Raw genomic sequence first — 21193 nt, forward strand, 5'->3', positions numbered from 1 at the left:
TAAAGTGAGCAGAGCGAACAATTGGAGGTGGACGAATGAAGCTTCTCTTCAAGGGCGCAACGGTATTACCGATAACTTCAAAACCTTTCGTCGGGGACGTGCTCGTGGAGGATGGGAAGATCAAGAAAATCGGCCAGATCAAGCCATCGAAGTCCATGGAAGTGATCGATCTGAAAGGCAAGTTCCTGGTTCCGGGCTTCGTAGATGCACACGCACACATCGGGCTTTACCCAGAAGGTCTGGGACCGACCGAGAGCGAAGGAAACGAAATGACAGATCCCATCACGGCACACCTTCAGGCGATCGATGCTTTCTACCCTGAGGACGAATCGATCAAAAAGGCGCTCTCCGGTGGCGTCACGACCGCCTTCGTTGTTATGGGGAGCGGAAATCCCGTGGGTGGTGTGGGATTCATAGCAAAATTCAAAGGTAAAACTGCGCTTGATATGTGCCTGGTGAATCCCGCAGGGGTGAAGATGGCGCTCGGGGAAAACCCAAAGAGGGTCTACTCTGAGAAGAAGATGATGCCGACGACGAGAATGGGAACGGCGGCAGTCATAAGAACGTTCCTGCTCAAGTCGGAAGATTACATGAAGAAGAAAGAGCAGGCGCTGAAGGAGGGAAAACCCTTCTTGGAGAGAGATCCCAAGCACGAAGTAGGAGAGAAACTTTTGAAGCGTGAACTTCCTGCAAGGATACACGCGCACCGTGTCGACGATATCCTGACGGCGGTCAGACTCGCCGAGGAGTTCAACCTGAAGATCGTCTTAGAACACTGCACAGAGGGCTACAAAGTTGCGGACATACTTGCGAGTAAGAAGATACCTGTCGTGGCTGGTCCGCTCATGACGTTCGCCACGAAGCTGGAACTCAGGCAGATGACCATGGAAGCTCTGAAAATACTCGTTGAGAAGGGAGTACTCGTGGCTCTGATGTGCGATCATCCAGTGATACCACTCGAGTTCGCATCGGTCCAGGCGGCGGCCGCGATGCGCTATGGTGTGAAAGAAGAGGATCTTTTGAAGATGCTCACCATAAACCCCGCCACGATCCTTGGCTTACAAGACAGACTCGGTTCGATAGAACCCGGCAAGGACGCAGATTTAGTCGTCTGGTCGGGACATCCGTTCGACATGAAGTCCGTTGTGGAGAAGGTTTACATCGAAGGTGAGCTCGTCTACAGTAAATGAAGAGGCGGCTCAGCCGCCTCTTTCTAAAGTGCTGAGTATCAAACTCAGAAGTTTGAAGATCACTTCGTGGTCGGGCAACGAAATCATGATGGTTCGGTTTCTCAGACCAACGGTCGGTGAAGTGAGCAAGCACTCCGGACAGTTCTCTGCGATGTACTCGCACAGGTACGTTTCCAAAGTGTATATTCTTTCATCGGCGATCCTCTTCAGTGCTATACTCGAAACTGCTCTGGACCTTACATCCACACCCCCGAGAACCAGCACGAGTTGCGTATCGTCTCGAGCGTGTTCGAACAACAGCTCGGTCAACTTGTCCACGTTCGCTTCGCTCTCAACAAAACGCACTTGCATCTTTCGCTCTTTGAACCAATCTTTCACTCTTTCCTTAAAATGCTCGGAACTTTCGACAAAAATGCAGACTATCATAAGATCTCCTCACTTCCATGGATCGTATTCACCAGAGAGGAACTTGTCGATCCATTCAGCAGCTCTTTTACCAGCACCCATCGCTTCGATCACAGTGGCCGCTCCGGTGACGATGTCTCCACCTGCAAAGACCTTCCTCATGCTCGTTGCGCAGGTGTTCTCATCGGCGATGATGTAGCCGTATTTATTCAATTTCAGTCCATCGAACTGACTGAGGAGGAACCTGTTCGCCTCTGTCCCTATGGCTTCTATCACGGTGTCTGCCTCCAAGATGAACCTGCTGTCCTCTATCGGAATGGGACGGCGCCTTCCAGATTCGTCTGGTTCACCAAGTCTCATCGAGATGCATTCAGCGCCAACCACTTCACCCTTCTCGTTCCCGACGTACCTTATCGGTTGCGTGAGCCAGTAGAACTTTATGCCTTCTTCCACTGCGTGCAAGTATTCCTCGCGGCGGGCAGGCATCTCCTGTTCGGTCCTTCTGTACACCACCGTGACGCTCTCAGCACCAAGCCTGAGCGCGCTTCTTGCTGCGTCCATCGCCACGTTTCCTCCACCCACCACTATGACTTTCTTTCCCCGTCGCACCGGTGTGTCGTACTCCGGGAAAAGGTAGGCTTTCATCAGATTGACGCGTGTCAAAAATTCGTTGGCCGAATAGACACCATTGAGGTTCGTCCCTTCGATCCCCATGAACTTGGGTGTGCCGGCGCCGACTCCTATGAAAATTGCGTCGTACTCTCTCAGAAGGTCCTTCACCGGTATCGCCCTTCCGACCGGCATGTTCAGAAAGATCTGAACGGACAGAGATTTGACGTAGTTCACTTCTCTCTCAACGATGGATTTGGGAAGCCTGAACTCGGGTATTCCGTAAACCAGAACTCCTCCGGGCTTGTGAAGCGTTTCGAAGATGTGAACTTCGTAGCCTCGCTTCGCCAGATCCGCCGCCACGGTGAGTCCCGCTGGACCCGAGCCAACCACTGCCACCTTCTTGTGTTTGGCTGGAGCGATCTCGATCTGCGTCTGAACGGAATGTTCGGCCTCCCAGTCGGCGGCGAACCGCTCGAGCCTACCTATGGCTACTGGTTCTGAACCTGGTATTCTACCGACCACACACTTCTCTTCACACTGTGTTTCTTGAGGACAAACCCTTCCACATATCGCGGGTAAATTGTTGTAGAGTTTCAAAATCTTCGCAGCTTCAGCGAAGTTCCGTTCCCTTATCTTCCTTATGAACCCGGGTATGTCAATGCCCACAGGACAGCCACTCACGCACGGCTTCGCGGGACACTGGAGGCATCTGCCAGCTTCCAGAACTGCCTCTTCTTCGCTGTAGCCAAACGGAACTTCGAAAAAGTTTTTTATTCTTTCCTTCGCTTCTTGTTCTCTCATCGGTGTTTTCTTTGGGAATGGTTTCACAGCCATGACAGATCACCCACTCTTTCCATGAAGAGTTTCAAGCTCCTCTCTTCCTCATCTCTGTACTGAGCCAATCTCTTCAAAAGCTCGTCCCAATCGACGAGTTCTCCCTCGAACTCTGGACCGTCCACGCAGGCGAACTTGATCTTTCCGTCCACGGTGACCCTACACGCACCGCACATGCCGGTTCCATCTACCATGATGGGGTTCAGAGACACCCAGATCTTCACGCCGTGTTCTTTCGCCTTCATGCTACAGAACTTCATCATGATCGTTGGTCCCACAGCCCAAACGATATCTATCTTTTCTCTCTCAAAAAACATTTGCATACCATCGGTGACGACACCCTTGATGCCGAAAGAACCATCGTCGGTGGTGACGATCATCTGGTCTGCGAGCTTCGAAAATTCCTCGAGCATTATCACGTACTCCTTGCTGCGCCCACCGAGCACAACGTAAAGCCTGTTATTCTGAGCTTTCAGTGCCTCTGCAATGGGCAGAAGAGTGGCGATGCCAACACCTCCTCCGACGAGCATCACGTTCCCATAGAAATCTATCTCGCTGGGTCTTCCGAGCGGTCCTGCGATGTCCATTATCGAATCGCCTTCTTTCACCATGCAGAGTTCGTAGGTGCTTTTGCCCACCGCCCTGACGACGGCACGGAAACAATCACCTTTCTTCCCCGCTATGGTTATGGGGATACGTTCCGCCTTCTCGTGCAATCTCATCACGACGAACTGACCAGGTTGTGCGTATTTAACTATGTGATTATTTTCTATCCAGAACTCGTACACACCCGGTGCCAGTTTACGCTTTTCACGTATGAGGTTCATGTTTTCATTCCTCCTTTAAACTCCGCGTTTATTTCGTTTCATAACCCCGTAACAAGTTTGGTTTAGGATATTGCTTGGATAGCCCCCCTATCCCCCCTTGGATGGAACCAAGAAACGACGGAGGGTCTGCGCCAGCAGGCCCTCCGTCTATCTTGGTATGTAGAGCGAAAAGTCCCGCTCCAGGTTTTCAACCCGGGGTTCTTTCCATATGACGACCTTTGTGGGATGTTTGGTTGTTCCAACACCATAAACGAGGAAATACACAGTTCCAGGTTTCCCGATCACGATCGTGCAGTCACGCGGAATTTTTATTGAATACTGAGTCTGTATGGATGGTTCTTTGAAGTAATAAAACTTGTACGGTGCCAAACCGGGCTTCAGTTCCCTTGAAAAGTAAATTTCATTTCCCTTTCTGAAAGTGACCCAGACGTTTTCTTGACCTATGACGAATAGCCTTATGTATCCTGTGGTGGGATCGTCCACCATTTCTTCAAGGATTCGTTCGAGATCAACGGACAAATTCGACAGATAGTTCGCGGAGGTTATGATTTTCTCTATACCCGTACCTGCCTTGAGCAGTTCCTCGATTTTCGAAATGCGGCTCGATAGAGTGTCTATCTTCTGGGACAGAGCTGCGAGATTCTTTTCGTTCTGTTTCCTCTGGTTGAGATAGTAGAAGAATGAAACTATGGACAGTGCGAAGCCACAGATGAACACGCTGATCAACAAAAACACCAGAAAGCTTGTAAGAAAATCACCTTTTTTTCTTCCCCCGGTTCCTGTCGTGATGGGCATTGCTGGCACCTCCTCTCACACTTGAATCTCCACACCACTTTTGGCGATCGCGATACTCTTCATCACCAGACCTATGTGGATCGACAGAAACAGCGTTGCCGAGCCACCGTAGCTCACAAACGGTAGTGGCAAGCCTGTCACGGGAGCCACTCCCATACACATACCGATGTTTATGAACACTTGAAGCGAAAAAGTTGCGAGCGCTCCAACGCACAGAAGTCTCCAAAATTCATCCTTCGCCAACTTGACCGCTCTCACAATGCGCCAGCACACGACGAAGTACAGAACGAGTAAGACCAAAGTCCCAAGGAAACCGAACTCTTCTCCGATGACTGAGAATATGAAGTCTGTGTGGTTCTTTGGAACGAACTTCAGTCTCGTCGCAGGACCTTTGAGAAATCCTCTACCAAGCAATCCTCCAGAACCAACGGTGTGGATCGACTGGAGCATGTTATAGGCGCTTCCCTGCGCATACCTACCGGGGTTGAGGAAAGATGTGATCCTGTCTTTCTGATAATCCTTCAATCCGAAAAAGAAGAAGAGCACCGCCATGACACTGATCACAGCGACGACTTTCAACAACCTTTTAATCTTCACCTGACTCGCGAGGGCCATAGAAAACCATATGCCGGCCATGAGCAATGCCGTTCCCAGATCTGGCTCTATGGCAACGAGTCCCACACAAATCATGGTCAGGAAGAAAGAGCTGTAGAAGTTCTTTCTGTTCGGCTCGGCGAGCAAGGTGGCGTTCAACACTAAAAGGGCGAGCCTTGCGAATTCTGAAGGTTGAAAATAACCAAACCTAAGATCGAACCAACGACGTGCTCCACCGGAGACCGTGCCGTAGAAGAGGACCATAACAAGGAGGAAGAGCGAGACAAAGTAGAGCGCTTTACCAGCTATCTTCAAGTATCGCTCACGAACGAAGAGCATCGAGAACATGGCACCGACACCAAGAACATCCCATACCAATTGTTTTCGGACGAAACTCAGACCGAGATCTCTCGTGGCGCTGTACAGAGCCAGAAGACCAACGATCATCAGACAGACCACCGTGACTGGAAGAAAAAGCTCAAATCTCTTATTCTCCCAAGGCATTCTTCAACCTCTCTCTCATCTTACAGAAGCTGCACACTTCCTCCGTCGTTGGATAACCGCACACGGCGCACTCGCGCAACTGCACCGGTTCTTTTTCCTTGAAGAATTCCTGTGCACCTGCGTAGAATCTGAGTTTGGTTCCGGGCTGCGCCATCTCTATCTCGTTCAGAACTCTCTTGTACAACAGCGAGCTCGCATTCTTCGAGAAGGGACACTTCTCTTCGGAAAAGGGTAAATCGTTGATCAGTGCGTAAGCGTAGGTTTCTTTCTCCGTGAGAAGCACCAGTGGTTTGATCTTTTTCACGAACTTCTCGTGAGTCTTTGGGAGCGTCGGTGATTGTCTCGCCAAATAACCCGTCTGCCAGTTCAGAAGGTTCCCAAGCAAGAACGAAACTTCGTCGTCGAGATTGTGTCCGGTCGCTAAAACATCGTAACCGTTCTCAACTGCGAACTTGTTCATCAAATATCTTCTCACGTTACCGCACACCGAGCATGTGGGTCTTTTCAAAATTTTCGCGATCTTGGGTATGTCCAGTCCCATCAGATCTTCGTGAGCGTCGTAGATGATGAAATTGCTGCCCACTTTTTTTGCCAGCTGGTCAAGTTCCTCGAGCTTGGGCGTACCCAGACCCGTGTCGAGAAAGAGTGCGTCGCAGTTGTAGTTGAGCTTCACCAGAGCGTGCCACAGTGAGACACTGTCTTTGCCACCCGAAACTGCGACGAGCACTCTTTCGTTTTCTTCTATCATGGAATACTTTCTTATCGCCTTCTGAACCCTGTTCAGGAAGTAATCGTTGAAATGTTCCTCGCAGTAAGCGACGTTGTGCTGAGGTAAGTGGATAACGGCGGTCTGCGAACATTTCTTACACTTCATCTCTTCTCCTCCTTCCACACAAAAATATTCTACAACACGTGTCTCTCGGCGCAGACGGGCATACCTGTGAAGTTTTTCACATAAGTGTCTCAAGGATTTTCCAGTCGCTTCATTTTTGTTTCTCAGAAAGGCCTTAGAATAAATCGTGAAAAAGATAACGATAAAACTTTCACGATTTGGGGTGATGGGATGTTGGTGAAAGTGTGCATGGGTAGTTCCTGTCATTTGAAAGGTTCCTACGCTATCGTCGAGAAGCTTCAGGAGTTGAAGCAGAGCGGATTCGAACTCGACATCTTTGGCTCTCTCTGCTTTGGCAGGTGTGCTGAGGGTGTTTGTGTCGAGATCGACGGTCAACTGCACACGAACGTCACCCCCGAAAAACTCGAGCAACTCTTGGGAGTGAAAAAATGTCGCTGATCGTTTCGAGTGAAGCAGAATGTCTGTATTGCTACAAATGTTTGAGGAATTGCCCGGTGAAAGCCATATCTTTCTCCGCGGGCAAGACTTGGGTGATAGAAGAAGAATGTGTTCACTGTGGTAGATGTGTTTCAATCTGTCCACAGAAAGCGAAGAGGTACACGAAGAATATCGAAGATTTCAAAAGATTGCGCGAGAATTCTTTCCTCGTTTCGATCGCTCCATCCTTCTTCGCCCATTACGATGAGCCCTACCGTGTGATCTCGCTGCTGAAGTCCTGGGGAGCAAAGATCGTTCAAGAGACCGCTGTAGGTGCAGAGCTGGTTTCCAGAGAGTATTCTCACCTTTTCCAACAACAGAAAACGATCGTCAGCACCGCGTGTCCTGTGGTAGTGGAACTGGCCGAAAAGCACTTTCCTTCGATTTTGGCGCACTTAGCTCACGTGGACTCGCCGATGACTGCGCACACCAAAATTTTGAAACAGCTTCATGGAGACTTGCCAGTCGTCTTCATAGGACCATGTATCGCGAAGAAAGCCGAAGGGACTGTTGACGTCGCATTGACTTTCGAAGAACTCGATGCGCTCATGAACGAAGAGAAGGTAGATCTGTCCCAGTTCGACGAGCAGTTTCCCGAAGGACCATATCCTTCGTACGCGAGGATGTATCCGACCTCCGGCGGCATCAACTACACGGTTCGCATAGACTTCGACGCGCACATCGTCGTCGAGGGAGTTGAGAATCTGATCGAACTTTTCGAAAACTTTCCATCCCAAGAACAAAAGATCTTCATCGAAGCTTCCGCATGCCATGGTGGGTGCATAAACGGGCCAGCCATCAGAAAGGATCTCAGTCTCGCGGAGAAACGTCTTCGAATTGTGCGACACGCCAGGAAAATGTCTCAGCTGGAACAGGGTTCGATCCAGGTTCAGATCAACATCGATCGGGACTTCTCCGTGAAGAAGAGAACCATTCAGATAGATGAACCGAAGATCGAAGAAGTTCTGACGGAGATGGGTAAGGCTGATGAAAAGAAGAGGTTGAACTGTGGTGCGTGTGGTTATGACAGCTGTAAAGACAAAGCCATCGCGGTACTTTTGGGTAGGGCAGAAAAAGAGATGTGCATCACTTACTTGGTGGACAAGCTCAAAGCCGCGACGCACAGGATCGTTGAAGAATCACCGAACGCGATTCTCATGGTCAAGGATGGAAAGATAATTTACCGGAACAAGAGTGCTTCGAACATCTTCAGAAACGGCGCGGAAGAGAAATTCGTTCAGGAGTTGAGAGAATCCTTCTTCAAGGGCCAACCTGTCCAGATAGGACCGAACCTCTACTACGTCAAGTTCTTCATCCTTCCTGAGGAAAAGGCAGATGTTTACTTGCTCGTGGATGTAACAAAAGAAAGACAACAGGAAGAAACCCTGAGGCGCATCAAGAAAGAGACAATCCAGAAGATGGAAGAAATGCTCTCGAAACAGATGAGGGTCGTTCAGGAAGTGGCGGGTCTGCTCGGTGAAACCGTCGCCGAAATAAAGGCGAGTTTCGTCGAGCTGAGAACGTCTCTGGAGGAATGAACCGTGCTCACCTGTCAGATAGAACACGCAAAGAAGAGCAAACCAGGCGAGGAAATCTGTGGAGATTCGATATGCGTGAAGAAAAGCTCGAGCAGAGTGGTGGCTTGCGTCTCGGACGGTCTCGGAAGCGGTGTAAAAGCGAACATACTCTCGACGCTCACGACGAAGATGGCTGCCACGATGCTCTTTCACGATGTTCCCTTCGATGAGGTCTTCACATCGATTCTGAAAACGCTGCCGATCTGTAAAGTGAGAAGGATAAGCTACGCGAATTTGTGCTGTGTGGTGTACGATGCGACGATCAACGAATGCGTCGTGGTCGAGTACGAATTTCCCGTTGTGCTGTATTTGAGAAACGGTGAGCTGGTGAACCTTGAGAAAGAAGAGAGGAATATCGAAGGTAGAAACATATTGCTGAGCAAGATCACACCCCAAGAAAACGATCTGCTCTTCGTCATGACGGACGGAGTTTCACAAGCTGGTATGGGAACACCACAGTTTCCCCTCGGTCTTGGCTTGAAGAACATTCTCAAAGAGATTCAATCACTTCTCAAACACAGACTTCCACCCAGCGACATCGTCAGACACCTCGTGAAACTTGCCGAGCATCTCGACAGGGGGACCAGAGGGGACGATGCACTCGCGATGGTGGCACAGTTCAGACCTCTGCACGTCTTGAACATCTTCATCGGCCCACCCGAAGACAAGAGCAAGGACGAAGCGATGGTCAAAAGATTTTTGAGTCTGCCTGGCAAGAAAGTCATCTGCGGTGGTACCACGGCGCAGATCTTCGAACGCGTGCTTGGAAAGAAGGTTCAGATAGAGCTCGACACCTTATCTTTCGATTCTCCACCGCTCGGAAAACTCGAAGGCTTCGAACTCGTTACCGAGGGCATCGTCACACTGACTCAGGTGTTCAGATACCTTGAAAACCAGCAGAACCAAATTGGACTCGCCACTCAGAAGCTTCTGGACCTTTTGTTCGAGGCCGACGAGATCAACTTCGTTGTGGGGAGAGCGATCAATCCGGCGCATCAGAATCCTTTGTTCAGCCACGATGTTTCGTTGAAATTCAGACTCGTGCACGATATCGCTCGAATTCTGAGAGAACGGGGAAAGATTGTGAACATCGAATATTGCTGAGGAGGTGAGGGCCTTGGAGAGGACCTACGAAGCCGTCGAGCAGATTTTGAGGAAGTACAACTACAAAAAGGAGAATCTCGTGAAGATACTGCTTGAGGTTCAAAAACTTCATCGCTACCTTTCGAAGGACGTCATACACTACGTTGCCGTCGCGTTGCAACTTCCACCTGCAAAAGTCTACGGTGTGGCCACGTTCTATGCGCAGTTCTCTCTGAAACCGAAAGGAGAGTACACGATCTTGGTGTGCGATGGAACTGCTTGCCACATGGAAGGTTCCACGAGCCTGATCAAAGCCATAGAGGAAGAGATAGGCATCAAACCTGGAGAGGTCACGAAGGATTTGAAGTTCAGTGTAGATTGTGTCGGATGCCTCGGAGCGTGTGCGCTCGCGCCGGCGATGGTCATAAACGGAGAAGTTTACGGTAACCTGACGGCGGAAAAGGTGAAAGAGATTCTGCGGAGCTTGAGGGGTGATGACGATGCTCAAAAATCTAACTGATGCTTACCGGTTCATAGAAAAGCAGAAAGAGATCAGGAACAAAAAGTTGCAGAGCGTTTCTGTTTATGTGTGTGTGGGAACCGGTTGTACCGCAAAAGGTGCGCTCAAGGTGTACAACAAATTCAAGGAATTGATCGAACGCGAGAATCTGAACGTGAGCGTTTTCAAGATAGACGACGCGCACGATGGCATTTTGAAAAAGACCGGTTGTTGCGGTCGCTGTTCTTCAGGTCCGTTGGTGAGCGTTCAGCCTTATGGTTATTTCTACGCGCACGTCGGTGTGGATGACGTCGAAAAGATCGTTGAGAGAACTCTGAAAAAGGGAGAGGTCATTGAAGAACTGCTGATGATCGATTTTGAGACCAACCAGCGTGTCAAATCGCTCGAGGACACCCAGCTCTACAAGAGACAGAATTTCTACATCATGGAGGACATCGGCAAAAGCGAATGCGACAGCATCGAAGATTACATGGGCAGAGGCGGTTACTCATCGCTGTTGAAGGTTCTCTCATCTATGAAGCCAGAGGAAGTGATCGAAACCATCAAGGCTTCTGGTCTGAGAGGTAGGGGTGGTGGAGGCTTTCCGACGGGTCTCAAGTGGGAGGCGGCGAGAAAGAGCAAGTCCGACATCAAGTTCGTCGTCTGTAACGGTGACGAGGGAGATCCCGGCGCCTTCATGAACAGAACCTTGCTCGAGAGAGATCCGCACTTGGTTTTGGAAGGTATGATCATCGCAGCTTATGCTGTTGGCGCTCAAAAAGGTTACGCCTACGTGCGTGCGGAGTACCCCATAGCGATACAGATGTTTCAAAAGGCGATAGACGACGCCAAGAGACTCGGTTTGCTCGGTGAGAACATACTCAACACAGGCTTTTCCTTCGATCTGGAGATCAAGGAAGGTGCGGGCGCGTTCGTCTGCGGTGAAGAAACCGCACTGCTTGCTTCCATCGAAGGAAAGAGGGGTATGCCCAGGCCGAGACCCCCATTCCCTGCGCAATCGGGTCTGTGGGGATATCCGACTCTGATCAACAACGTGGAAACTTACGCGAACGTTCCAAGGATCATCAGAGACGGTGTGGAGAAATACAGAAGACTCGGAACAGCGAACTCCCCAGGCACCAAGATGTTCTCCGTCACGGGACCAGTGAAGATGACAGGAATCGTTGAGGTGCAGTTCGGCACGACCTTGAGACAGATCATATACGACATCTGCGGTGGGCTTGCGAACAACGAGAAGATCAAGGCGGTTCAGATAGGAGGTCCATCGGGTGCGTGTTTGCCACCACAGTATCTCGACATGCCCCTGGATTACGACACATTGAGATCCATTGATGCCATGGTTGGTTCTGGAGGCATCGTGGTGATCAGTGAGAAGACCTGTATGGTGGAGGTCGCAAGGTTCTTCCTCGATTTCACCAAGCGAGAATCCTGCGGCAAGTGCGTACCCTGCCGTGAAGGTACCGCGCAGGCTTACAGGATCTTGGAAAAGTTCGTCAACGCTAAGGCTAACGAGGAAGATCTGAAGAATCTGGAGTTTCTGGCGAAACTCATCAAGACTGCTTCCCTGTGTGGTTTGGGAAAGACCGCGCCAAATCCCATACTCAGCACCATGAGGTGGTTCCGATCCGAGTACGAGGCGCACCTACGTGGGGTCTGTCCGAGTGGTTCATGCACCGCCTTCAAAAAATACGTGATCGACGAAAAACTCTGCAAAGGCTGTGGTTTGTGCGCCCGATTCTGTCCGAACGGTGCCATCAGCGGGGAGAGGGGAAAACCGTACGTGATAGACCCCGAAAAGTGTGTCAAGTGTGGCTTGTGCGTTGAAAAGTGTAAGTTCAAAGCCATAAGGGTCGCTTGATGGGAGGTGAAGGGCATGACAGTCTACGTGGATGGTAGACAAGTTCAGATAGATCCAAATGCGAGCAACTTGCTCGAGGCTCTGAAAGAAGTCGGCATCGAGATACCCAATCTGTGCTATCTGTCAGAGACATCGGTCTACGGTGCCTGCAGGATGTGCCTTGTGGAGGTTGACGGACAGCTCGTAACTTCGTGCACGACGAAACCGAGGGAAGGCATGCACGTCAAGACAAACACACCACAGATTCAACAGTTGAGAAGGGGTATCCTCGAGCTCATACTCGCCAGTCACAACAGGGACTGCACCGTATGTGAGAGGAACGGTAGTTGCAAGCTTCAGAAGTATGCGGAAGAGTTCGGAATCAGAAACGTACGTTTCGATGAACTTCCCAAACCCAGGTTCATCGACGCATCGAGCCCGATCGTGAGGGACACGAGCAGGTGTATTCTCTGTGGGGATTGCGTGAGAATGTGCGAAGAGGTTCAAGGCGTTGGTGCCATTGACTTTGCGTATCGTGGTATCGAATCGCGCGTTTCCCCTGCCTTCGAAGCGAATCTTTCGGAGACCGAGTGTGTTTATTGTGGTCAGTGCGTTTCGGTGTGTCCGACGGGTGCACTGTATGCGAGGAACGATCTGGAAAAACTTTACGAGGCGCTCTCGAATGGCAAAGTCGTCATAGGCATGATCGCACCCGCCGTGAGGGTTGCTCTCGCGGAAGAGTTCGGCATTGAGAAAGATCCGTTCATCGCAGAGAGATTGGTGAGCTTTTTGAAGTTTTCAGGCTTTTTCAAGGTCTTCGATGTGGCGTTCGGAGCAGACCTTGTGGCTTTCGAAGAGGCACACGAGCTTTTGGAGCGCCTCTCCAACGACGAGAGACTGCCTCTGTTCACCTCCTGTTGCCCAGCCTGGGTCAAGTACGTGGAGCAATTCTATCCAACGCTCACCAACAACTTGTCCAGCGTGAAGTCTCCTCAGCAGGCTCTGGGTAGCGTTGTGAAGAGAATCTACGCAAGAAAATTGAACCTCGATCCTGAACGGATCTGTCTGGTTTCGTTCATGCCTTGCACTGCGAAGAAGTTCGAGGCCGAGCGAGAGGAACACGTCGGCATAGTCGATCTGGTGCTCACCACCAAGGAGCTGTCGCAGTTCATAAAGGCCAGCAGGATCGATCTGAGAAAGCTCGAACCGCAACCTTTCGATCGTCCTTACGGTGTTTCTTCGCAAGGTGGGCTCGACTTCGGCAAGAGCGGTGGGGTGCTCTCGAGCGTCATCACGGTCCTGAACGATGAAATTGGAATCGAAGATGAAAGAATTTTCGAACTCGAAAAAGGCATCAGACAGATCGAAGCGAAGACCAAGGACGGTAGAACCATCAGAGGCTTGATGGTTTTCGGACTCGCAAACGCAAGGAAAGTGGTCAATGATATCCTCGAAGCAAAGATGAACGTCGATGTCGTCGAGGTCATGGCCTGTAACTTCGGCTGCGTAGGTGGAGGAGGTCAGCCTTATCCGAACGACACTCAAGCCAGACAGAGCAGATCCAAACAGTTGAAAGAACTCGTAGCCGTTAAGAGCCTCATCTCACCCACGGAGAATTACCACATGAGGAAACTCTACGAAGAGGTCCCCAACCTGCATGAGCTGATACACACAACCTACAGACCGAGAAAGCGTATCGTGCAGGAAGACGTGGAAGTTCTGCCAGCGTCGAACGGCGAAAAAGTGATGGTGAAGGTGTGCCTTGGGACCTCTTGTTATCTGAAAGGTTCCTACAAATTGCTTTCAGAGTTGATCGAACTTGCGAAGCGCAAAGACTACTCGTCCGTGGAAATAGTGGGTACCTTCTGTCTGGAGAACTGTGACCACTCACCAAACGTGCTCGTGGATGATAAACTGATAGGTGAAGCGAACCTTGAAAAGGTGGAAGCCGAGATTGAAAAACAACTCCAACGAAGGGTTCATGATGCTTCCCAAACCAACGTTTGAGAGACTCAAACTCTATCACAGACTCCTCCTCGACGTTGAGGAGGAGTACATCTCGTCTGAAACCATAGCCAGGTTGCTCAAGATACAGCCCGAGCAGGTCAGGAAGGATCTGAGCTATCTCAAGACGACGGGAAAACCTAAGGTTGGCTACAAGGTCGAGGAGCTGAAGAAAGAGTTGGACGAACTCTTCGGCATCAAGAGAGAGACGGCCGTCGTCATAGTTGGGGCGGGCCGGCTCGGCTCCGCCCTTGCTAATTATCAGGGTTTTGCGAAGTATGGAATAGAGATCGTCGCGATCTTCGATAAAGATCCAGAAAAGATCGGGCAGTTCGTATCGGACCTCGTCGTGCTTCCCTTGAAGGATCTGAAAAGAGTGGTGAAGAGGTTCAACGTCGAGATCGGTGTGATATGCGTGCCGAAGGAATCGGCACAGGAAGTTGCGAACCTACTCGTTGCCTGTGGCATCAAAGGTATTTGGAACTTCGCCCCGATCGAGCTCGAAGTGCCCGAGGACGTGCTCGTGGTGAACGAGGACATCACGCAGAGCCTGCTCACCCTGAAACATCTGTTGAATCGGAGGCGCAACAAAAGCTGAGCCACGTGTTAAAAACTTATCGGGTGAGCTCGTGTGGAACTAAACGTTCTCGGTACCAGCAAGGTGGCACTGACCATCTGTCGTAGGCTCGTTGAGAAATCCCACACGGTTGGTTTCGTCGTTTCTCGCTTCAAGGAGAACGCACAACGGTTCGTCAAAGACATCGGCAGCGGCGTTCCAATAACTTACGATGAAATAGAAAAACTTTCAGACGTCGTTTTCTTCGCCGTGCCGGATTCTGCCATCGCGCAGGTTTATGAGCGAACGAAAGATAGGATCTTGCCGGGCACCTGTCTGATACATTTCAGCGGTTTTCATTCGTCGAAGATTTTCGCAAATGCTGAAAAACTCGGTTTCCATAGGGCATCGATGCATCCAAACCTTTCCTTCGCCGATCCTGTTGTCGCTCAGTCGAACCTTTTGAACTGCATCTTCGGCGTCGAAGGGGACGCAGAGGGATTGAGAATCGCGATAGAATTAGTTGAGGACATATCCGGCAAGTACGTGGTTCTGCCGGAGGATGGAAAGGCTGGCTATCATCTCGCGGCGGTGGTGTGCTCGAACTTCGTTGTGGGTCTTGCCGCGCTTGCGGAAAGGATATACGAGAAGAGCGGCGTCGAGGAATCTCGCGAACTGATGGGCAATCTGATCGACAGCGTGGCGCAGAACATAAAGATCAAGGGTGTGGCAGGCTCGCTGACAGGACCGGTGGCGAGGGGCGATTGGGAAGTGGTGAAGAAAGAAAGGGAGCTGTTCAAAAGTATCTTTCCTCAGTTTGCATCGTTCTATGACCAGATGGTGGAACTGCTGAGGAGTCTCAAGGAGGGAAGACTGTGAGCATGAACGTTCAGAAATTCATCTCGATGAAGGGAAAACAACCAATAGTTCTCATAACCGCCTACGATGCCCCTTTCGCACGCATCGTGAACGAGGCGGGTGTGGATGCCATATTGGTCGGAGATTCTCTCGCGAACAACGTTCTGGGTTTCTCCGACACGTTACCCGCCACGATGGACGACATGATCAGGCACACACAAGCGGTCAGGAGAGGTGCGCCGGACGCGTTCATAATCGGTGACATGCCTTTCCTTTCCTATCAGTGTTCACAGGACGAGGCCATCAGGAACGCGGGAAGATTCCTGAAGGAAGGCGGTGCGAACGCGGTCAAACTCGAAGGGGGTTCCAGTTTCGCACCTTTGATAAGAAGAATGGTGGAGAGCGGAATTCCCGTGATGGGACATCTGGGTCTCACGCCGCAGTCCGTGAACGTTTTTGGAGGTTACAGGGTCCAGGGCAAAGACGAAAACACTGCCAGGAAACTCTTGGAGGACGCCAAAGCGCTCGAAGAGGCTGGAGTTTTTGCGATCGTGCTCGAAATGGTGGTCGAAGAGGTGGCGAAACAGATCACCGAGAGTGTGAACGTGCCAACCATAGGCATAGGCTCGGGCAGATACTGTGACGGACAGGTGCTCGTGTTGCACGACGCGCTCGGTTTGAACCCTGCATTCTTGCCGAAGTTTGCAAAAAGGTATGCGAATCTGTACGAGATTTCGCTCAAAGCTATCTCTCAGTACGTAGAGGAAGTTCGAACGAGAGAGTTTCCATCTGAGGAAAACGTCTTCAGGCTGGGAGGAAACTGAATGAAGATCCTTCACACCTCGGACTGGCACGTGGGACTTCAGTCATGGGTCGGCTCCAAGGCCGTGGACAGGCTCGAGGAGACCAGGCAGGCTCTTCATTTTCTCGTGGACGTTGCGGAAAAAGAGAGAGTCGATCTTGTGCTCATCGCGGGGGATGTGATACACAGCAGAATCAATCCAAGGATCGATGCTTTGAACGTTCTGAGCGAGGTGGTGGCGAGGTTCGCGGCGATTGCTCCCACGTTTCTGGTCTTCGGAAACCACGATTGGCAAGGGTTGAACTGCTGGAAGAACTTTCAGCTGAAAAACCTTCACATCATCGAGAGACCGACCACGATCGAGCTGGACGACGTGGTCCTGTCCTTTCTACCGTACACCGATTATCAAAGGCTCCTCGGTGTGACTAAAGATCCGATCTCAGCCATGAGGGACCTCTTAGATTCTTATCTCAACGATTTCAGAGTACGCATCTCATCGAACAAGGCGAACGTGCTCGTTGCGCACGCAATGCTGGAAGGTTGCTTCGAATCGGAGAGAGAAAACGCGATACTCTACGATCTCAAACCCAGCAGTTTTCCAACGGGTTTTGATTACGTGGCGCTGGGCCATGTGCACAACCAAATGCAGATTTTGCAACAACCGATCGGCTGGTACTGCGGTTCACCGATAGCTCTCGACTTCGGTGAAGAGAAGGATGTGAAGGGCGCACTGCTCATCGAGATTTCGCAGAGGACCATCGTCAAACCCGTGAGGACACCCCATGTGACTCTGAAGACCTTCGTGTACGAAGATTACAGCCTTTCGAACCTGAACAGACTCGAGTCGGAGCTCGAGAACTTCTCGGGTTATGCGCGCGTCCTGTTCAAATGCGTTCCATCCAACGAGGTGAGGAAACACTTGCTCGAACGCTATGAATCCGTCGTGAAGGTGGAATTCGAGACGGACTGGCAGGAACGTGGTGCCGACAGACCCGTGGAGAAGAAGAGTTTGATCGAAATGTACCGTGACTACGTTAAGGGGAAGTATCCGGACTTCGAGGAAGAAATAGTCAAGATCGTTGAACAACTGTTGAGGGAGGTCGAGCAATCTGAGACCGCTCAGGATTGAGATAGAGAACTTTCTCGGTATCGAGGAATGTGTGCTCGATTTCAAAGATGGTGTGTTCCTCATCCTCGGACAGAACGGCGCAGGAAAGTCTTCATTGCTTGAGGCGATCGTCTTTTCGCTGTACGGTGTGGGCGTTCGGTACGGTAAGAGGAGTCCTCTCGACTACGTGAGGTCTGGGGCGGATCACTGCCAGGTGAAGTTCTCCTTCTTGAGGGGTGGGAAAAAGTACGAGGTCGTGAGGCGCGTCAGAACGAAAGACAGATCGAGCGAAGCCGTGCTCTTCGTGAACGACAGAATCTTGGCCTCCCAACGAAGTTTAGTCGACGAGAAACTCAAAGAGATCATGGGAGCGAGCTATGAGAGTTTTACGAGCACCTTCTTTCTGCCGCAGGGTATGGTTTCGAGTTTGCTCACAGCAACGCGTTCAAAGATAAACGACATTGTTTTCGATGTGCTGTTCGAGAAGAAAAAACTCGCGAAGGTCATCGAAAAGGTGAACGACGCCTTCAAAGACGCTCAGCGCGATAGGGATGAACTTCTGCGCAGGGTCAACGAAATGAAAGACGAGATCGAAAGACTGGACTCGCATATCAAAGAGACGCCCTTAGACCTTTTGGAAAGCGAGATCAAGAATCTGGACAGACAGATATCTTCGAAAGAAGAAGAGCTCAAGAGTGTCGAGCGCGATCTTCAGATGCATTCACAGATAGATTCTCTTGAAAAGGTGTTGCGTTCCAAAGTCGATGAGAGAAAGACACTTTTGATTCTGCTCGAGGAGGAGAGAAAGATATCTTCGGCCAAATCGCTCGAGCTGCCCTATCGAGAACTTCTCCACGCGAGTGAATCGCTCAAGAAGGTGGAAAGCAACATCGAGAAGCTTCAGGTGAACCGCTCCAAAATTCAGCAAGAACTGCAGAGACTCGAAGAAGAGGTGCGAAAGGCCAGTCTAGAAATTTCTCAGTGCGATGCCGTGGTTCAAGAGACTCAGAAAGAGATCGAAAGGCTCTCGAAGATCGACGAGCAGTGCGAACAACTGGTGGAAAGATCGTCCAATCTCAAAGAGCGCAGGACAATGCTGGAACAACATCTTCAAAACAGAAAGCAGGATCTCGAAAAAACGACGAGGAGAATTCAAGAAAAAAAGAAGGAACACGTTGAACTGGAACGTGAGTTGAATTCCTTGACCGAAGAGTTCGAGAGAGTCAAATCCTCAGCCATTCTCTGGATGGCCGATCAGATCGCAGAAGAACTGCAGGATGGTGACAGATGCCCCGTCTGCGGTGGAACGTACAAAAAGAGAAGCGTTGGCAAGTTCGAATATGATTTAGAAAAATACAAACAGATACGCGAGACGATCGAAAAGTTGAAAGAGAAAAGAGCGCAGATTCTCACAGAACTTGAAAACCTTTCCGAGACTGACCGCAAGCTGAACGAAGAATTCACCGCGGTTCAACAACAGTTACGCCAAATCGAGTTGGAGGAAGGTCAGATCTCTCAAAAGCTCAACGAGCTCGGCTACACACCACAGATTAAGAAGAAACTCAGAGAGCTCAACGTTCAGCTTCAGAAACTTCTGATGAAAAAATCTGCGCTGGCCGCGGACGTTTCGAAGAAAGAAGCCACAAAGCAGCAACTTCAATTGAGGTTGAAGGAACTCGAAGAGGATTTGAAGGCTCTTGTCGAAGAGCAGAAAGAGCTGACCTCGCGAAAACAAAGCGTGGAAAATGAATTGCTCCTGTCACTCACGAAGATCGGTATGGACTTCGAAACCTTCAAACAGTACGTCGTGAAAGATTTGCCCGCAGTGAGCGCGCAGGAGAGGCTTTCCAGGATAGACGCAGAGATAGGACAGCTCGAGAGTCAGATAGAACAGTTGAAGGGGTCGGTGAAGAAAAGCAGAGAAGAATGTCAGAGAATGGAGAGGTCGCTGCGCCAGGAGCTGGAGGTTTTGAAGAACCAGAGAGATCAAAAAATCAACAGAAGAGCGATCGTGAAGCATTTCATGGAAAGAAAAGAGGAACTGTCCAAGCAGTTGGAGAAACTCCAAGAAAGGTTCGAAGAGGCGCGCAAGCTATCTTCGATACTTTCCATGGTAAGAGAGACGCTCGCAGCGAGAGAATTTCAATCTTACGTGGCAAACACGGTTCTGAGTGAGATCGTGGAACACGCGAACCATTTGCTGGACTTCCTGACCGATGGAAGGTTCTCGCTCTCGATCGACGACTCGGGTTTCGTCGTGAGAGATGGGATTGTCAAAAGGGATGCGAACGGGCTTTCCGGCGGTGAAAAGACCTTGGTTTCGATAGCCTTGGCGATGAGCATCGCAGAGCAAGCCACAGGCGAGATGGAAGCTTTCTTCATCGACGAAGGTTTTTCGAGCTTGGACAGCGACAACAAGTTGAAGGTCGCAGACGCATTGAAGAGACTCGAAAGACTCAATAAGGTTATAGGCTTTGTCACACACGAACCGGAGTTTGCGGATTACTTCGACCGTAAGTTGATCGTTGAGAAGGGTGGTAAACTGCGATGGACGTGAACGACGATGTCGAACGGCTCGTTGAGAGAATAATATCGGAAAAAGGAATCGAGGCGATACCGAGTTTGATAAACCTCCTCACGGACGAGGACGAAAAGGTTCGAGAGACGGTCTTGCAGATCATATACCGATTCGGTGACACCGCGCGTCCCATTCTACTACAGAAGTACAGAGAGCACATCAAGATGTGCCAACAGAACGATGTGGTGTTGCTCTATCTTGTGGACATACTCTCTGATCTTGGTGAAACGAGCATAAAGAAGGATCTGTACAATCTTCTGAGCAAGTACGACGACGAGTCCGCCCAGCTCGTCATATACGAAGCGATCTGCAAGCTCAAAGACGGCGAAAAGATCCTCGACGTGCTCGCATACTATCTGCTTGAGGATGAATACAGAGAAGAGCTTGCCACGCAGGTCATCATGGCACTCTCACACGTTCCAACACCACGAACAATAGAAGTGCTCGCCAGAGCTTACAGAGACGAGCGATTCACCCAGGACATAAAGAAAGACATCGTACAGGCGATCTCAATGCTGACGATGAAAGATCCAAAGCTCTGGGACCACTTCGAGAAGGTTGCGGATCAAAAGTTGATCTCCGAAGTGAAGGCATTCACAAGATAACGGGACATTCTTCAGAGAGACCTTTTCAGTGTTCGTCTGACCGGAGCCATTTTCTCAGAACTTCGATCAACTGCGCGACGGGATGATCTTTGGTCTCGTAATAACGAGGAGAAACGTAGATGATCAATTCGGCATCTTCCTTTTCTAAGCATTTTATTCTGTAGAGGTCGCTGTTCACTTCTGGTTCTCCTATCTGTTGTTGTGCCATGCTGCAAACGTAATTCAAGATCAAGGCCAAATCACTTTCTTCGACTTTGAGGTACACGGTTCTGGGACCTTCCGGCATCTCACGTGTGAGTGAAGCCACGCGGTTCTCAAAAACGGTCAGAACAGCGTGCCAATGTACAAAACCACCAGAATCATATTCGATCGGAAGGACCGCTCTCTCAGTCACACCTTCCTGTGCTTCCAACGTTGCAAAACCGTAGTCTTCTTGAACGAAGCTGGTGCAGAAAAACAAGTGAGATTGCCCGAATGCCGTGAAACCAAGAAACACGACCAGACAGGCAATCCACTTTGCCATCTGTTCACCTCCGTGGTCAAAAACTTTGACCCAAGAAGAACAGGCTTGGTT

General features: G+C 50.3%; 20 protein-coding genes. 13 read left to right on the forward strand and 7 right to left on the reverse strand.

What is annotated here, in order from left to right:
• The first annotated feature begins 35 nt into the window (after nt 1-35).
• Complete coding sequence (locus tag AJ81_RS06260; protein WP_031504620.1) at nt 36-1190, forward strand: amidohydrolase; 1155 nt, start codon at nt 36-38, stop codon at nt 1188-1190.
• Between the two features lie 9 nt (nt 1191-1199).
• On the opposite strand, the gene AJ81_RS06265 is transcribed toward AJ81_RS06260, so the two are convergent.
• The 6 genes from AJ81_RS06265 to AJ81_RS06290 all read right to left on the reverse strand — a co-directional run bounded on the left by AJ81_RS06265 (nt 1200) and on the right by AJ81_RS06290 (nt 6635).
• Nucleotides 1200-1616 carry a hypothetical protein gene (locus AJ81_RS06265; protein ID WP_031504619.1) on the reverse strand — a complete coding sequence of 139 codons (417 nt, stop codon included), beginning with the start codon at nt 1614-1616 and terminating at the stop codon, nt 1200-1202.
• Nucleotides 1617-1625: 9 nt separating this feature from the next.
• A complete protein-coding gene (gene gltA / locus AJ81_RS06270) occupies nt 1626-3041 on the reverse strand; it encodes an NADPH-dependent glutamate synthase (protein WP_031504618.1) in 1416 nt (471 codons plus the stop codon).
• On the reverse strand, nt 3032-3868 hold the full coding sequence (locus tag AJ81_RS06275) for a sulfide/dihydroorotate dehydrogenase-like FAD/NAD-binding protein (protein WP_031504616.1): 837 nt from the start codon (nt 3866-3868) through the stop codon (nt 3032-3034). The genes gltA and AJ81_RS06275 overlap by 10 nt, the downstream gene beginning before the upstream one ends.
• A 147-nt stretch (nt 3869-4015) precedes the next feature.
• Nucleotides 4016-4663, reverse strand: coding sequence for a hypothetical protein (locus tag AJ81_RS06280; protein ID WP_031504615.1), 648 nt, complete (start codon nt 4661-4663; stop codon nt 4016-4018).
• A gap of 15 nt (nt 4664-4678) precedes the next feature.
• Nucleotides 4679-5761, reverse strand: a complete 1083-nt coding sequence (gene rodA / locus AJ81_RS06285) for a rod shape-determining protein RodA (RefSeq protein WP_031504614.1) — start codon at nt 5759-5761, stop codon at nt 4679-4681.
• Nucleotides 5745-6635 (reverse strand): ATP-binding protein, encoded by an 891-nt coding sequence (locus AJ81_RS06290; RefSeq protein WP_031504613.1) that lies wholly within the window; start codon nt 6633-6635, stop codon nt 5745-5747. Before AJ81_RS06290 ends, rodA begins: the two co-directional genes overlap by 17 nt.
• Nucleotides 6636-6824: 189 nt before the next feature.
• Here AJ81_RS06290 and AJ81_RS06295 point away from each other — a divergent pair, with 189 nt between their 5' ends.
• The 12 genes from AJ81_RS06295 to AJ81_RS06350 are packed head-to-tail and all read left to right on the forward strand — an operon-like array spanning nt 6825 to nt 20619.
• Nucleotides 6825-7052 (forward strand): NAD(P)H-dependent oxidoreductase subunit E, encoded by a 228-nt coding sequence (locus tag AJ81_RS06295; protein ID WP_031504611.1) that lies wholly within the window; start codon nt 6825-6827, stop codon nt 7050-7052.
• Complete coding sequence (locus tag AJ81_RS06300) at nt 7043-8629, forward strand: [Fe-Fe] hydrogenase large subunit C-terminal domain-containing protein (protein ID WP_031504609.1); 1587 nt, start codon at nt 7043-7045, stop codon at nt 8627-8629. Before AJ81_RS06295 ends, AJ81_RS06300 begins: the two co-directional genes overlap by 10 nt.
• A 3-nt stretch (nt 8630-8632) precedes the next feature.
• On the forward strand, nt 8633-9772 hold the full coding sequence (locus AJ81_RS06305; RefSeq protein WP_031504607.1) for a SpoIIE family protein phosphatase: 1140 nt from the start codon (nt 8633-8635) through the stop codon (nt 9770-9772).
• 13 nt (nt 9773-9785) lie between these two features.
• Complete coding sequence (nuoE, locus tag AJ81_RS06310; protein ID WP_031504606.1) at nt 9786-10271, forward strand: NADH-quinone oxidoreductase subunit NuoE; 486 nt, start codon at nt 9786-9788, stop codon at nt 10269-10271.
• Complete coding sequence (locus AJ81_RS06315; RefSeq protein WP_031504604.1) at nt 10252-12129, forward strand: NADH-ubiquinone oxidoreductase-F iron-sulfur binding region domain-containing protein; 1878 nt, start codon at nt 10252-10254, stop codon at nt 12127-12129. Before nuoE ends, AJ81_RS06315 begins: the two co-directional genes overlap by 20 nt.
• Before the next feature lie 15 nt (nt 12130-12144).
• Nucleotides 12145-14115 carry a [Fe-Fe] hydrogenase large subunit C-terminal domain-containing protein gene (locus AJ81_RS06320; RefSeq protein ID WP_031504603.1) on the forward strand — a complete coding sequence of 657 codons (1971 nt, stop codon included), beginning with the start codon at nt 12145-12147 and terminating at the stop codon, nt 14113-14115.
• Nucleotides 14090-14710, forward strand: coding sequence for a redox-sensing transcriptional repressor Rex (locus AJ81_RS06325; protein ID WP_197536863.1), 621 nt, complete (start codon nt 14090-14092; stop codon nt 14708-14710). The genes AJ81_RS06320 and AJ81_RS06325 overlap by 26 nt, the downstream gene beginning before the upstream one ends.
• A 33-nt stretch (nt 14711-14743) precedes the next feature.
• Nucleotides 14744-15547, forward strand: a complete 804-nt coding sequence (locus AJ81_RS06330; protein WP_051368730.1) for a Rossmann-like and DUF2520 domain-containing protein — start codon at nt 14744-14746, stop codon at nt 15545-15547.
• A gap of 2 nt (nt 15548-15549) precedes the next feature.
• Entirely contained in the window at nt 15550-16350 is an 801-nt protein-coding gene (panB, locus tag AJ81_RS06335; protein WP_031504597.1) for a 3-methyl-2-oxobutanoate hydroxymethyltransferase, read from the forward strand.
• Nucleotides 16351-17457 (forward strand): metallophosphoesterase family protein, encoded by a 1107-nt coding sequence (locus AJ81_RS06340; protein WP_031504596.1) that lies wholly within the window; start codon nt 16351-16353, stop codon nt 17455-17457. It begins immediately after the preceding gene.
• Between the two features lie 31 nt (nt 17458-17488).
• Complete coding sequence (locus AJ81_RS06345; RefSeq protein WP_031504595.1) at nt 17489-19993, forward strand: AAA family ATPase; 2505 nt, start codon at nt 17489-17491, stop codon at nt 19991-19993.
• On the forward strand, nt 19984-20619 hold the full coding sequence (locus AJ81_RS06350; RefSeq protein ID WP_031504593.1) for a HEAT repeat domain-containing protein: 636 nt from the start codon (nt 19984-19986) through the stop codon (nt 20617-20619). Before AJ81_RS06345 ends, AJ81_RS06350 begins: the two co-directional genes overlap by 10 nt.
• A gap of 25 nt (nt 20620-20644) precedes the next feature.
• Here the strand turns inward: AJ81_RS06350 and AJ81_RS06355 are convergent, their stop codons facing one another.
• Nucleotides 20645-21142, reverse strand: a complete 498-nt coding sequence (locus tag AJ81_RS06355; protein WP_031504592.1) for a hypothetical protein — start codon at nt 21140-21142, stop codon at nt 20645-20647.
• Nucleotides 21143-21193: the final 51 nt, after the last annotated feature.

Origin of the sequence: Pseudothermotoga hypogea DSM 11164 = NBRC 106472 (genome assembly GCF_000816145.1) — a bacterium.
GTDB classification, from domain to species: domain Bacteria; phylum Thermotogota; class Thermotogae; order Thermotogales; family DSM-5069; genus Pseudothermotoga_A; species Pseudothermotoga_A hypogea.

Coding starts and splice junctions, on each gene's coding strand:
- gltA (WP_031504618.1), bottom strand. CDS start 3,041: ATGGCTGTGAAACCATTCCCAAAGAAAACACCGATGAGAGAACAAGAA.
- AJ81_RS06295 (WP_031504611.1), top strand. CDS start 6,825: ATGTTGGTGAAAGTGTGCATGGGTAGTTCCTGTCATTTGAAAGGTTCC.
- AJ81_RS06290 (WP_031504613.1), bottom strand. CDS start 6,635: ATGAAGTGTAAGAAATGTTCGCAGACCGCCGTTATCCACTTACCTCAG.
- AJ81_RS06355 (WP_031504592.1), bottom strand. CDS start 21,142: ATGGCAAAGTGGATTGCCTGTCTGGTCGTGTTTCTTGGTTTCACGGCA.
- AJ81_RS06350 (WP_031504593.1), top strand. CDS start 19,984: ATGGACGTGAACGACGATGTCGAACGGCTCGTTGAGAGAATAATATCG.
- AJ81_RS06325 (WP_197536863.1), top strand. CDS start 14,090: ATGATGCTTCCCAAACCAACGTTTGAGAGACTCAAACTCTATCACAGA.
- AJ81_RS06320 (WP_031504603.1), top strand. CDS start 12,145: ATGACAGTCTACGTGGATGGTAGACAAGTTCAGATAGATCCAAATGCG.
- AJ81_RS06280 (WP_031504615.1), bottom strand. CDS start 4,663: ATGCCCATCACGACAGGAACCGGGGGAAGAAAAAAAGGTGATTTTCTT.
- AJ81_RS06315 (WP_031504604.1), top strand. CDS start 10,252: ATGCTCAAAAATCTAACTGATGCTTACCGGTTCATAGAAAAGCAGAAA.
- AJ81_RS06275 (WP_031504616.1), bottom strand. CDS start 3,868: ATGAACCTCATACGTGAAAAGCGTAAACTGGCACCGGGTGTGTACGAG.
- rodA (WP_031504614.1), bottom strand. CDS start 5,761: ATGCCTTGGGAGAATAAGAGATTTGAGCTTTTTCTTCCAGTCACGGTG.
- AJ81_RS06340 (WP_031504596.1), top strand. CDS start 16,351: ATGAAGATCCTTCACACCTCGGACTGGCACGTGGGACTTCAGTCATGG.
- panB (WP_031504597.1), top strand. CDS start 15,550: ATGAACGTTCAGAAATTCATCTCGATGAAGGGAAAACAACCAATAGTT.
- AJ81_RS06300 (WP_031504609.1), top strand. CDS start 7,043: ATGTCGCTGATCGTTTCGAGTGAAGCAGAATGTCTGTATTGCTACAAA.
- AJ81_RS06265 (WP_031504619.1), bottom strand. CDS start 1,616: ATGATAGTCTGCATTTTTGTCGAAAGTTCCGAGCATTTTAAGGAAAGA.
- AJ81_RS06260 (WP_031504620.1), top strand. CDS start 36: ATGAAGCTTCTCTTCAAGGGCGCAACGGTATTACCGATAACTTCAAAA.